The sequence below is a fragment of the Streptomyces sp. NPDC051740 genome, from assembly GCF_044453165.1.
Classification (GTDB): domain Bacteria; phylum Actinomycetota; class Actinomycetes; order Streptomycetales; family Streptomycetaceae; genus Streptomyces; species Streptomyces atrovirens.
The window spans coordinates 309,296-321,360 of the sequence record NZ_JBITCL010000002.1; the positions used below are offsets into that span (position 1 = coordinate 309,296).

Sequence of the window (12,065 nt, forward strand, 5' to 3'; positions counted from 1 at the left end):
AGCGAATGAGGCGGTACGGGGGCTATCAACGTGAACAGGGGGAAATGTGACCGTGGCGCAGCCTGATGTCACCGTGGTCATCGGGGCGTACGAAGCGATGCCGTATCTGGTCGAGTGCCTCGCCTCCGTGGAGGCACAGACCATCGACCCGGAGCGCATCGAGGTCATCGCGGTCGACGACGGCTCGACCGACGGCACGGGGGAGTACCTGGAGGAGTTCGCGGCCCGCGCGCCCATGCCGGTCACCGTGCTGAGGCAGGAGAACTCGGGCGGCCCCAGCGGCCCGCGCAACGTGGGCCTGGGCGAGGCCACCGGGCGCTACGTCTTCTTCCTGGACGCCGACGACCGGCTGGGCCCCGAGGCCCTGGAGCGGATGGTCGGCATGGCCGACCGGGCCGGCACCGATGTCGTACTGGGCCGGATCGAGGGCGTCGACCGGGGCGCGCCGAAGTCCATGTGGAGGAAGACGCTGGAGCGTACGGACGTCTACTCCTCCAACATCAAGTTCACGCTCAGCGCGCAGAAGCTGTTCCGCCGCGCGTTGCTCGACCGGCACGGCATGCGGTTCGACGAGTCGCTGTTCACCGGCGAGGACGCGCTGTTCACCATGGAGGCCTATCTGCGGGCCGACGGTGTCTCCGTGATCGCCGACTACACCTGCTACTACCTGGTGGGCCGCGACGACGGCAAGCACGTCACCAGGAGCGGCGGCTACCCCCTGCGGTTCGACTCCGCCCGCGCCCTGATGAACCTGATCGCCGGCCTCGTCCCCGAGGGCCCCCGCCGCGACCTGCTCATGGTGCGGCCCTTCACCATCACCCTGCTGCCCCAGTTCGGCCCCCGGTTCCTCAAGGACACCGACGACGTCCGGCGGCGCAAACTGGAGCTGGCGCGGCCGCTGACGGACGTCCACTGGACCGAGGGCGTCGCCCGGCTGCTGAAGACCGAGGAGCGGCTGCGGCTGCACCTGGTGGCCGGGCAGCGGCTGGAACTCCTCCTGGACGTCCTCCGGTTCGTCCAGGAGAAGAAGCAGCCGCAGGCCGTGCTGGAGCGCCGGGGCCGCCGCGTCTACCTGGCCTACCCGCACTTCCGAGACCGCGCGGCCGGCATCCCCGACTCCGTGTACCTGGCCACCCCGCGCGAGGCCCGCGCGGTCCCCGGCCACCGCGCGGGCGGCACGGGCTCCGTACTGCGCCGAGTCGCCCGCAAGGTCCGCCGTCTGCTGACCCCGTCCCGCAAGGCCGCACCGGCCTGAACCTTCCTCGCCCCCGCCGCCCCTTCCCGTCCCGACCTGGGGCTCCGCCCCAGACCCCGCTCCTCAAACGCCGGAGGGGCTAAATCCAGCCCCTCCGGCGTTTGAGGAGCGGGAGTCCGGGGGCAGCGCCCCCGGGATGGGACGGGTAAGGGCGGCGGGGGCGAAAACCCTCCTGTGCGGCGCGCCCGCCCGGCCGTGGTGTTACGCGGGGCGGGACGGCCGGTGCGGGATGAGTGTGACGGGTGCCGGCGCGCCGGCGGTCTGATGGCGCTGACCGGGAAGTTCCGCGGCGAGGCGGCGGGTCGCACGGGCCCTGTGCTCCTGCGCCGCCGCACACAGGGCTTGGACGGCCGCCGCGAAGCGCTGCTGGGACGTCGGCGCGGCCGGGCCCAGCAGGCGCCGCTTCAACTGCGCACGGGCGGCCACGAAGTCGTCCTTGCGCGGATCGCGGACCGACTCCAGCAGGGCCGGCACCCCGGTCGCGTCCGGCGTCAGCACCGTCGCCGCCGCCACCGTCGGGAACGCCGTACGGAACGCCTCCTCGGACAGCCCGCTGGTGTTCACCACCGCGTACGGCTTCTCGCTCGCCAGGAAGTCGCTGATCACGCTCGACACATCACTGATCAGCAGGTCGGCGACGTCGAAGCAGGAGTACAGCTCGGGCCGGGCGTCCGTGACGACCTGGTGCTCCCACTCCGGCAGCGACGCCCAGTACGCCTCCTCCCAGGCCGCCGTCGCCCGCGCCACCGCCTGTGCCCGGCCCGGCTCCGGCGCGGACTGCACCAGCATCCGCTCGACCTGGTCGGCGCCCGCCCGGAACACCGCCGTGGTGAGCCGGTCCAGCTCCGCGGCGCGCCGGTCCGGCTCCCCCGACGGCGCGGGACGCGGAGCGGACCGCTCCCGGTTCGCCGTCCGGATCAGCTCCCGCACGCGCAGGTCGGCGGCGCCCGCCCGCGGATCCACCGAGCCGGTCAGCGGATGCGGCTTGTACAGCAGCCGCACCCCCGGGTCGGCGAGCAGCGCCCGCACCAGGTTCTCACCGGCCGTGACCACCGACGTGTTGCCCGGGTTGCCGTCCCAGCCCTCCCAGGTCGGCGCGTACAGCACGGTCGTGTACGCGCCGGTGGGCGGTCCCGCGTACGGGCGTACGGCGTCCAGCTGCGGGCGGCCGATCTCCACCACGTCCTTGTCCTCGACCCCCACCTCGGCCAGCGCGTACCGCTCGCGCGCCGCCGGACCGGCCACCCACACCTCGTCGTACGCCTTCGCGTACGGGTTGCAGGACGACAGCTTGTCGCTCTCGCCGTGGTTGACGAAGGCGTGCTTGATCGTGGGGATCCGCAGCACCTGCGAGGTCTTGCCGGAGTTCGACGGGTGGATGAGCACCTGGAGCGTGGACTGCTCCAGCCGCATCAGCGTGGACACCTTCGGCAGGCACACGACGGGGATGTCGGTCGCCGCGATCCTCGGCACCATGAACCGCTCCCGCAGCACGATCACCGGCCGCCCGCCGAGCCCGGCCAGCGGCTCCAGCCACATGTTGGCCTGGTAGGCGGAGGACGGGCCGCCGGAGAAGTACAGGCCGACCGTCGGCCGGTACTCGGCCAGCCACGCGTCGAACCAGTCGAGCACCTCCTGCTCGCCCGCCGGACGCCGCCCCGGCAGCAGCCGCAGCAGCAGCGCGCACAGGCCCGCGGCCGTGAGCAGCAGCGCCAGCGCGACACCGGCCGCCGCGTACCGGGCGTCGTCGGTGACCGCCGTCGCGGCCAGCCCGGCCGTGGCCGGCAGGCCGAACACCAGCAGCCGCTGGCCGGGGCGGCGCAGCAGTACGGCCGGGGCGGGGGACAGGCGCAGCGCCGAGGCGTCGATGTTGCGGGTCAGCACCGGCAGCGTGCGGGTGCGGCGGACCAGTACGGACACCGCCTGGACCGTGCAGTGCAGCGCGTAGAAGGCGAGCAGTCCGGCGACCAGCGGGGCGTACTGCGTCTCCCGGTACTGCTCGCCGAGCCGCAGCAGGCCCACCACCAGCAGCAGATCGCGCAGCACATGGCGGACGGTGACGTCCGCGTGCGACTTGGCGAACAGCGACACCATGCCGGGCTGCCACCGGTACAGCACGCCCTCGACCGCCAGGGACACGGCGGTCGAGACGAGCAGCAGCGGCGCATGGGGGCGCAGCGCGGCGACGGCCTGCGCGGCGAAGGCGGCCGACAGGACGGCGAGGACGAGCAACTGGGCGGCGGTCCGCCGCCGGGGGGACGAGGGTTCGGGCACTGCGGTCACTCCAGGGTCGACGCAGAAGCGGGCGCCCGGGTTAACGCGCGCCCACCTCCGGACGACACGCGGGTGTCCTCGTCGTAGGGAGTGACCAGGGGGCTACGACCCCCCGGAACCCTGGTTCCGGCCTCCCCGCAGCGCCCGGCGCAGGGGGGCGCCCACCACGCGGCGGGCCCGGCGGTACACCGACGTGGTCGCGGGACCGGCCGCGTACCCGCGCGCACCGGACCTCGCCCGGTCCAGGTCCCGCCTCAACCGGGTGTTCTCCTCGGTCAGTTCGCCCACCCGGTTGTTCAGCCAGCCCATGCGGGAGGCGAGGGAGGCGAGGTCGGTGTCGATCCAGGGGCGCACGCCCGCCGGGAAGTCCAGCGAGCGCAGCCTCTTCTCGAAGGCCGCTCCGCCGTCGCCGTGCGAGAAGGTGTTCTCCAGGCCGTTGCGGTCCAGGAACGCGGTGAACCGCTCGAACCGCTCGTGGTGGTTGCCCGTCAGCGCGCCGAGGTCCGTCTCCTCGTACAGCCGCGCCGGGTCGACGTCCTCGGGCAGCTTGTCGATCCGGCGGTGCGGGATCTCGAAGTAGCGGCACAGCTCCAGCGTCCGCGAGTCCGAGCACAGCACGGTCGCGGGCGTGCCGGCCAGCAGCGCGGCGATGTTGCCGTGGATGCGGGAGCCGAAGGAGTAGTCGAAGTCCCGCAGGTCGTCGATCCAGGTGACCGGGTCGACGTAGACGCGGGCCTTGTCCTCCCGGTACATCGGGTGGTCGGGATGCGTCGGCATCGCGGTGACCTTCCCGTTCGGGTCGGACAGGTCCCGCCAGTGCAACTGCTTGGCGTCGCTGAGGTTCTGGCCTATGAACCGCAGGTTCGGGTAGCGGGAGTGGGTGCGCGAGATGATCCGGCCCATGCCGAGTCTGCGCACGGCGTTGTGCGAGCCGTTGACCGCTATGCGCGAGTCGGCGGTCAGCGCCTGCGTCCGCTTCTGTACGACGAGTTCCTTGCCGTACATGAACAGCGACGGGCAGCCGATCACCTCGACGTCGCGGAAGCCCATGTCCTTGAGGTACTTCTCGGTGAACTCGCCCCGCACGCCGATCGAGGCGCTGTGGTCGAGCACCGCGGAGACGAAGGCGCGCACGGACGGCTCCATCGGCTTCAGCCGGTCCGGGTTGTAGTTCAGCCCGGTCTGCGCGCCGACCCCGAGGACGACCACGGGGATCTTCAGCCGGCCGATCAGCCGCGTGAGCCGCTTCAGGCCCGGCTCGAAGGACGGGCGGAAGGCGTTGGCGAGCGGGACGACGAAGGCGTCGTACTCCTCGTCGATACGCGCCGCCGCGGCCACCTCGGTCCGCATCTCGTTCGAGACCACCTCGGTGCGGGGCGTCTCGAGGATCTTGTGCGCGGCGTCGCTGAAGATCAGGTTGCCGGAGTTGGTGGCGATGACGTCACGGTGGAGGGCCTCCTCCACGGACATGACCGCGTAAGGGCTCTTGCCGGATCTGAGGAGGATGCGCTTCGTGGGGGGAACGTTGTGTGACACGGAGTTCAAAGTACGTTCGCGGAATCTTTGATTTCTATAGGCAACCGACACAACCTTTCTCTTGTGAGCGAGCCGTGACCGCACGGTTATCCGCACCGGCCCGTTCCGGAGGCTGGAACGACCGCGCGCCGTGCGATCCGCTTCGCGTAGATTGCCTGACGGGTGATCGATCGACGTGAGGGACGGGCGGCAAGGTGGCAGGGGCAAGGCAGGCCGTGGGCGAGGCACGCAGGATCGTCGTCAAGGTCGGCTCCTCGTCGCTGACCACCGCGGCGGGCGGTCTGGACGCGGACCGCGTGGACGCGCTCGTCGACGTGCTGGCCAAGACCCGCAGCGGAGGGGAACGGGAGATCGTCCTCGTCTCCTCCGGCGCCATCGCCGCCGGGCTCGCCCCGCTGGGCCTGCGCCGCCGCCCCCGGGACCTGGCCCGGCAGCAGGCCGCCGCCAGCGTCGGCCAGGGGCTGCTGGTCGCCCGCTACACCGCCTCCTTCGCGCGCTACGGCGTCCGGGTCGGCCAGGTGCTGCTGACCAGCGACGACATGAGCCGCCGCGCCCACCACCGCAACGCCTCCCGCACCCTGGACAAGCTGCTGGCGATGGGCGCGTTCCCGATCGTCAACGAGAACGACACCGTCGCCACCGACGAGATCCGCTTCGGCGACAACGACCGGCTCGCCGCCCTCGTCGCCCACCTGGTCCACGCCGACCTGCTGGTCCTGCTCTCCGACGTGGACGGCGTCTACGACGGCGACCCCAGCCGCCCCGGCACCTCCCGCGTCGCCGAGGTCAGGGGCCCCGAGGACCTCGCCCACGTCGAGATCGGCAGCGCCGGCAAGGCGGGCGTCGGCACCGGCGGCATGGTGACCAAGATCGAGGCAGCCTCGATCGCCGCCGCCGCCGGCATCCAGGTGGTGCTGACCAGCGCGGTGCACGCCGCCGACGCCCTCACCGGCGGCGACACCGGCACCTGGTTCCACCCCACCGGCCGCCGCTCCGCCGACCGGCTGCTGTGGCTCCAGCACGCCTCCGCCCCGCAGGGTTCGATCACCCTGGACGACGGCGCGGTCCGCGCCGTCGTCCAGGGCCGCAAGTCGCTGCTGCCGGCCGGGATCGCGGGCGTCGAGGGCGAGTTCAGCGCGGGCGACCCGGTGGAGCTGCGGGACGGCGAGGGGCGGGCGGTGGCCCGGGGGCTGGTCAACTTCGACGCCAAGGAGATCCCCCTCCTGATCGGCCGCTCGACCCATGAACTCGCCCGGGATCTCGGACCGGAGTACGAACGTGAGGTCGTACACAGGGACGATCTGGTGGTCCTGCATCCGTAATGTGCCGAAACGTCCGCCCTCGGTGGTGGACGTTCCGCAAAAGTGCCCCGCGGGCCCCGGCGGCCTGCTCAACTTTGTCGCGAGGACACATCCGCCCGACCACCGGGTGGGTCCGCGCGTGAAGGAGGCCGTCGTGAGACGAGTGCGCCCGGGGACGACATCGTCTCGCGGTGCCGGCTCCCGTGCGGCCGGCGACGAGCGCGCCCTGAGCAGCGTCGCGGCCGGTGACCGGTTCCAGGGCGGCGACGACCCCCGGGACCTGCCGCGCCTGTGGCACGTCACCCTCAGCGTCTCCGGCCGGCCGGCCCCGGTCACGGAGGTCCGGCGGGCGCTGGAACAGCTCGCCCACGACCACCCCTTCCTGCTGACCAGCCGCTACGCCGACGACCACGCGGAGATCCGCTACTGGGAGGAGGCCCGCGACCTGCACGACGCGGCCGCCGTGGCGCTGCGCCTGTGGGGCGAACACCGCCGGACCGCCGGACTGCCGCCCTGGGAGATCGTCGGCCTGGAGGTCATCGACCGGGCCACCTACCACCAGCGCGTCGCGGCGGGCTACGGACCGGTCCTGGCGACCCCTGCCGGCGTCCACCCGTTTTGAACCTGTGTCTCATGGTTCGGGATGACCGCCGATCGCGCCTGCCGCCCGCACTACCCTTCCCCCATGACCACGCTCTCGCCGTACGACTCGATGTCCCCGGTCAGCCAGGCCGCCTACCGGGCCAAGGGGGCCGCCGCCACCCTCGCGCCGCTGCCGCGGGCCGCCAAGGACGACGCGCTGCTCGCCATCGCCGACGCGCTGGAGGTCCGTACGAGTGAAATCGTCGAGGCCAACGCCCAGGACGTGGTCAGGGCCCGCGAGGCCGGCGTCAGCGAGGGCATGATCGACCGGCTCACCCTGACCCCCGAGCGGGTGCGCGCGATCGCCGCCGACGTGCGGGACGTGGCCGCGCTGCCCGACCCGGTCGGCGAGGTCGTCCGTGGTTCCACCCTGCCCAACGGCATCGACCTGCGCCAGGTCCGGGTGCCGCTCGGCGTCGTCGGCATCATCTACGAGGGCCGGCCGAACGTCACGGTCGACGCCGCCGCCCTCTGCCTGAAGTCCGGCAACGCGGTCCTGCTGCGCGGCTCGTCCTCCGCGTACCGGTCGAACACCGCGCTGGTGCGCGTCCTGCGCGACGCCGTGCACGGCGCCGGGCTGCCCGCCGACGCCGTCCAGCTGGTGCCCGGCGAGAGCCGTGACAGCGTGCGCGAGCTGATGCGCGCCCGCGGCCTGGTCGACGTGCTCATCCCGCGCGGCGGCGCCTCCCTGATCAACACGGTCGTCCAGGAGTCGGTCGTCCCGGTCATCGAGACCGGCACCGGCAACTGCCACGTCTACGTCGACGCGGCGGCCGACCTCGACATGGCCGTCGACATCCTGGTCAACTCCAAGGCCCAGCGGGTCGGCGTCTGCAACGCCGCCGAGACCCTCCTGGTCCACCAGGACATCGCCGCCGAGTTCCTGCCGCGCGCCCTGGACGCCCTCGCCGACGCCGGGGTGACCGTGCACGCCGACGAACGCGTGATGGCGTACGCCAAGGACTCCCGCGCCACCGTCGTGGAGGCCACCACGGAGGACTGGGAGACCGAGTACCTCTCCCACGACATCGCCGCCGCCGTCGTCGACTCCCTCGACCGGGCCGTCGAGCACATCCGGCTGTGGACCTCCGGCCACACCGAGGCCATCGTCACCACCTCGCAGCAGGCCGCCCGCCGCTTCACCCAGTTGGTGGACTCCACCACGGTCGCGGTGAACGCCTCCACCCGGTTCACCGACGGCGGCCAGTTCGGCTTCGGCGCGGAGATCGGCATCTCGACGCAGAAGCTGCACGCCCGGGGGCCGATGGGCCTGCCCGAGCTGACCAGCACGAAGTACATCGTCACCGGCGACGGACACGTACGGCGCTGACCCGCCCACGGAGGGGGAGCGGCGGCGGGGCCGTCCCAGCGGACGGATGAATTTCCGTACCGTCTGCCCAAAATGACCCCCCAGGTCTACTCTGGATGCGTGCCGGAGGACGTGGGGGGCACGCCGTTCCCTGACGGCTGGGAGCCCGACGACGACCACGACCGCGGGGTGTCGGACGAAGAGTTCGCCTCCGTGGTCTTCGACGAGGCCTTCGTACGGGCGGCCGAGGTCCACGAGCCGACCGCCGTCGAACGCCTCCTGGCCGCCGCGCAGGCCAGAGCCGAGGCCTCCGAGGCCGAGGCCCACCGGGCCCGCACGCGCGGCGAGCGGTACGACGGGTACGGCGGCCACCGGGGCGGCGGCTACGACGACCCGGACGACGACCTCGACGTCCTGGAGGACGACTACGGCTCCCCGGGCCCGTACGGCAGGCAGGTGCGCTGGCACCGCCCCGTCGCCTGGGTGCTCGCCCTGGTGATGGGCATCGGCATGGTCGCGCTCGCCTTCTCGGCCGTCTACCGGGGCGCCTCCGGGAGCCGCCAGGACCCGGCCCCGCCGCCCGCCACCACCGGCGTGGAGCAGGGCGGCGCGGCGGCACACTCCGCGGCGCCCTCCGCGTCCGCCGACTACTCCCAGCCGACCGTCCCGGTGATCCCGCGCGGCGGCCCCTGAGACCGGCCGCCGGCCTGGTGAGAACCTGTCAGAACTTGTGCCCCGGCCGGGCGTTTACCGGGACCTCCCCGGACCTACCCTGAAGATATGGGAGGGCCTTCGGACCCACCCGAGGGGACGCCCGAGGGAGCCCCCTCAGGTGGCGAGGACGAGTACAGGTCCGTCGTCTTCGACGAGTCCTTCGTCCGCGCTGCCCGGCTCCAGGAGTACTCCGCCGAGCAGCGCGTCACCGACCACGCGCCCGCCGTGCGCCGCCGCCCGCCACGGAGCCGCGGCGGCCTGCCCCGGCAGGCGCTGGTCCTGGTCCTGCTGATCGCCGTGGCCTTCGGTACCGCCGTCTACATGGGCCTGCGCCACCCCTACCGCAACCCCGCCGCCGACGACCCCGCCGAGCCGCTGCGGATGACCGTCGTCCCACTCGCCCCGCAGGACGAGGTCCCCGGCACCGCCGACGTCGAACAGCTGTACGCGCACAGTCCGGCGGCGCAGTTCCGGCCCGGCGCCGAGGGGGTGCCGCTCCCGGCGTCCCGGCGCACCGCGCACTTCTCCGACGGCCAGGTGGTGACCGCGCTGCTCACCGCCAAGGACTACCTCGTGCGGTCCGCCCTCGACCCGGGCGTGCTCACCGGCGGCGAGACCAGGCCCGTGCGGGCGCTGCTCGACTCCGGGCAGCTCGACCAGTTCGACCGGAGCTTCGACCGGCCCACCGCCGACGGACGGCACGCGCCCACCGGATGGCTGGTCCGCTTCGACCCCGCCCGCGTGCGGCTGGCCGACCGCGAGATCCGGGCCCAGGGCACCATGCGGGCCGCCGAGACCGACTCCTCCACCCTCGAGGTCACCACGGACCACACGTTCGTCTACGCGCTGCGCCCGGCCGGCACGGGACCGGACGCCGAGGCGTCCCTGTTCACCGTCCGGCGCGAACTGCACTTCCGCTTCGACCGCGACGACCTGCGCCTGCACCAGGCGGAACTCGTCGTCGCCCAGGTCCAGGCCGGCCCGCTCTCCTGCGCCGAGGACTCCGCCGCCCGGCTGCGCCCGCTGCTGGCCGGTCAGGCGGCGAAGGAGGCCGCCCCCGCCGGCACCGACCCGTACGCCACGGGCAGCACCCCGGCCCTGTGCGGCGCCCTGGCGCCGGGCGCCCAGCCGAAGTTGTGAGCGCGGGGCGGCTGCTGCGGGTCCGAGAGGGTTTTTTCGCCCCCGCCGCCCCTTCCCGTCCCGAAACTGGGGCTCCGCCCCAGATCCTGTTCCTCAAACGCCGGAGAGGCTGATATTCAGCCTCTCCGGCGTTTGAGGAACAGGGGTTCGGGGGCAGCGCCCCCGGGGGGACGGGAACGGGAAGGGACGGCGGGGGCGAAAAACACCGTGGTCCGTCGGCCCGCGGCCGGACGGACCTACGCGCTGTCGCGCGGCGGCTCGTCGTCCTCCGTGCCCGGCTTCGGCGGCCTCGGCTCCGAGGACGTGAACCCGCCGAAGCCGCGGCGCACCCGGCCGCCCAGGTCTCCGGCACCGCCCGCGATGTCGCTGACCAGCTTCATCAGCGGGTCCTTGGAGTTGCGCACCTCGTCCGCGTAGCTGCTCGCCGACTCCCGCCAGGAGTCCCGTACCGAGGCGTCCTTGTCCTCGTCGCGGCGCGGGTAGTGGCCGTCCATGATCCGCTGGTGGTCGCGGGAGGCCGCCCACTTCTTCAGCTCGGCGGCCCGCACCGTGGTGAACGGGTGCGAGCGGGGCAGCACGTTGAGGATCTTCAGCACGGAGTCGCGCAGGTCGCCCGCCGCCTCGTACTCCTCGGCCTGCTCCAGGAACGCGTCCACGTTCATCTCGTGCAGGTGGTTGCCGCCCGCGATCTTCATCAGGCCGCGCATCGAGGCCCGCACGTCCTGGCCGACCAGCAGCCCCGCGCGGTCCGCCGACAGCTCCGACTTGCGGAACCACTCGCGCAGTGCCGTCACGATCGCCATGATCGCGACGTTGCCGAGCGGGATCCACGCGACGCGGACCGCCAGCGACGTCAGGAACAGCAGGATCGTCCGGTACACCGAGTGCCCGGACAGCGCGTGCCCGACCTCGTGCCCGACGACCGCCCGCATCTCCTCCTCGTCGAGCAGCTCCACCAGCCCCGTGGTCACCACGATGATCGGCTCGTCCATGCCGATGCACATCGCGTTCGGATTCGGGTCCTGCTTGACGTACATCGGCGGGACCTTCTCCAGGTCCAGGATGTAGCAGGCGTCCCGCAGCATGTCGTTGAGATGTGCGAACTGCCGGTCCGAGACCCGCACCGAGTCGGACAGGAACAGCAGCCGCAGACTGCGCTCGGGCAGCAGACCGCTCAGCGCCTTGAACACCGTGTCGAAACCGGTCAGCCTGCGCAGCGCCACCAGCGCGGAACGGTCGGCCGGATGTTCGTACGCCCGCGTGGAGATCCCGGGGAAGCGCCTGCGCTGCCTGCTCGGCACGCTCTCGTGCCCGTTGTGCTGATGGCCGTCGGACATGTATCCCCCATGTGCGTCTGAGTGACCCTTCGCGGAGCCTCGTACGGCCCTTCGCTCCCCGAGGCGATGCCCGGCCCAGGCGGAGGTGCCGTGGACGGGCGGTGACGGACGGGACGGCCGAGGAGATGCGGGGATCTTGCTCCGGGTGCTTCTGATCGTGATGGTGGTGGGCTGTGCGCTCACCGCGTGGTTCCTGTCGCGCGGCTACAGCCGGAAGGACGACTGAGCGGCGGGGAAGGTTCCTTCCGCCCACCACCGGGCCCGCAACGGCGGAGTCGGCGTGATCGACGCGAAGGCCCCCGCATACGATGAGGCGACGTCTTTATACCGCCCACACGCGATAGGTTCTGCCGAAGATGAGCATCCACAGCACCGCTGCCCAGTTCGCCACCCTCGCCGCCGAGGGCGGAGAGCACGGAGGCAACCACGAGAGCCTCAGCCCCGCCCTCACCGGCGGCGGCGCCCTGTTCGTCCTGCTGCTCCTGCTGTGGATCACCACCCGCTTCAACCGCGACCGCTGAGCCCTCCGCCGGCCGCCCTGGCGGACGGGGTGTTCA

General features: G+C 72.5%; 10 protein-coding genes. 7 read left to right on the plus strand and 3 right to left on the minus strand.

From position 1 onward, the window contains the following. The first annotated feature begins 46 nt into the window (after positions 1-46). Positions 47-1,255: a glycosyltransferase family 2 protein gene (locus ACIA6T_RS04435; RefSeq protein ID WP_399445050.1), complete on the plus strand. Its 1,209-nt coding sequence runs from the start codon at positions 47-49 to the stop codon at positions 1,253-1,255. Positions 1,256-1,456: 201 nt separating this feature from the next. Here ACIA6T_RS04435 and ACIA6T_RS04440 read toward each other — a convergent pair whose 3' ends face one another. Further along, on the minus strand, positions 1,457-3,529 hold the full coding sequence (locus ACIA6T_RS04440; RefSeq protein WP_399445051.1) for a hypothetical protein: 2,073 nt from the start codon (positions 3,527-3,529) through the stop codon (positions 1,457-1,459). Between the two features lie 102 nt (positions 3,530-3,631). After that, positions 3,632-5,065: a polysaccharide pyruvyl transferase family protein gene (locus tag ACIA6T_RS04445; protein ID WP_399445052.1), complete on the minus strand. Its 1,434-nt coding sequence runs from the start codon at positions 5,063-5,065 to the stop codon at positions 3,632-3,634. A 194-nt stretch (positions 5,066-5,259) separates the two neighbouring features. Between ACIA6T_RS04445 and proB the strand changes: the two genes are divergently transcribed. The 5 genes from proB to ACIA6T_RS04470 all read left to right on the plus strand — a co-directional run bounded on the left by proB (position 5,260) and on the right by ACIA6T_RS04470 (position 10,171). Then, positions 5,260-6,387 (plus strand): glutamate 5-kinase, encoded by a 1,128-nt coding sequence (proB, locus tag ACIA6T_RS04450; protein WP_399445053.1) that lies wholly within the window; start codon positions 5,260-5,262, stop codon positions 6,385-6,387. A 133-nt stretch (positions 6,388-6,520) separates the two neighbouring features. Continuing rightward, a complete protein-coding gene (locus ACIA6T_RS04455; RefSeq protein WP_399445054.1) occupies positions 6,521-6,988 on the plus strand; it encodes a hypothetical protein in 468 nt (155 codons plus the stop codon). Between the two features lie 63 nt (positions 6,989-7,051). Continuing rightward, positions 7,052-8,338, plus strand: a complete 1,287-nt coding sequence (locus ACIA6T_RS04460; protein ID WP_399445055.1) for a glutamate-5-semialdehyde dehydrogenase — start codon at positions 7,052-7,054, stop codon at positions 8,336-8,338. A 72-nt stretch (positions 8,339-8,410) separates the two neighbouring features. After that, the gene (locus ACIA6T_RS04465; protein ID WP_399445056.1) at positions 8,411-9,010 is read left to right on the plus strand and encodes a hypothetical protein; all 600 of its coding nucleotides are present in this window, start codon (positions 8,411-8,413) and stop codon (positions 9,008-9,010) included. A gap of 87 nt (positions 9,011-9,097) precedes the next feature. After that, positions 9,098-10,171 carry a hypothetical protein gene (locus ACIA6T_RS04470; protein ID WP_399445057.1) on the plus strand — a complete coding sequence of 358 codons (1,074 nt, stop codon included), beginning with the start codon at positions 9,098-9,100 and terminating at the stop codon, positions 10,169-10,171. A 236-nt stretch (positions 10,172-10,407) separates the two neighbouring features. Here ACIA6T_RS04470 and ACIA6T_RS04475 read toward each other — a convergent pair whose 3' ends face one another. Continuing rightward, positions 10,408-11,508 carry a M48 family metallopeptidase gene (locus ACIA6T_RS04475; RefSeq protein ID WP_399445058.1) on the minus strand — a complete coding sequence of 367 codons (1,101 nt, stop codon included), beginning with the start codon at positions 11,506-11,508 and terminating at the stop codon, positions 10,408-10,410. A gap of 356 nt (positions 11,509-11,864) precedes the next feature. Between ACIA6T_RS04475 and ACIA6T_RS04480 the strand changes: the two genes are divergently transcribed. Further along, positions 11,865-12,029, plus strand: coding sequence for a hypothetical protein (locus ACIA6T_RS04480; protein WP_385052503.1), 165 nt, complete (start codon positions 11,865-11,867; stop codon positions 12,027-12,029). Positions 12,030-12,065: the final 36 nt, after the last annotated feature.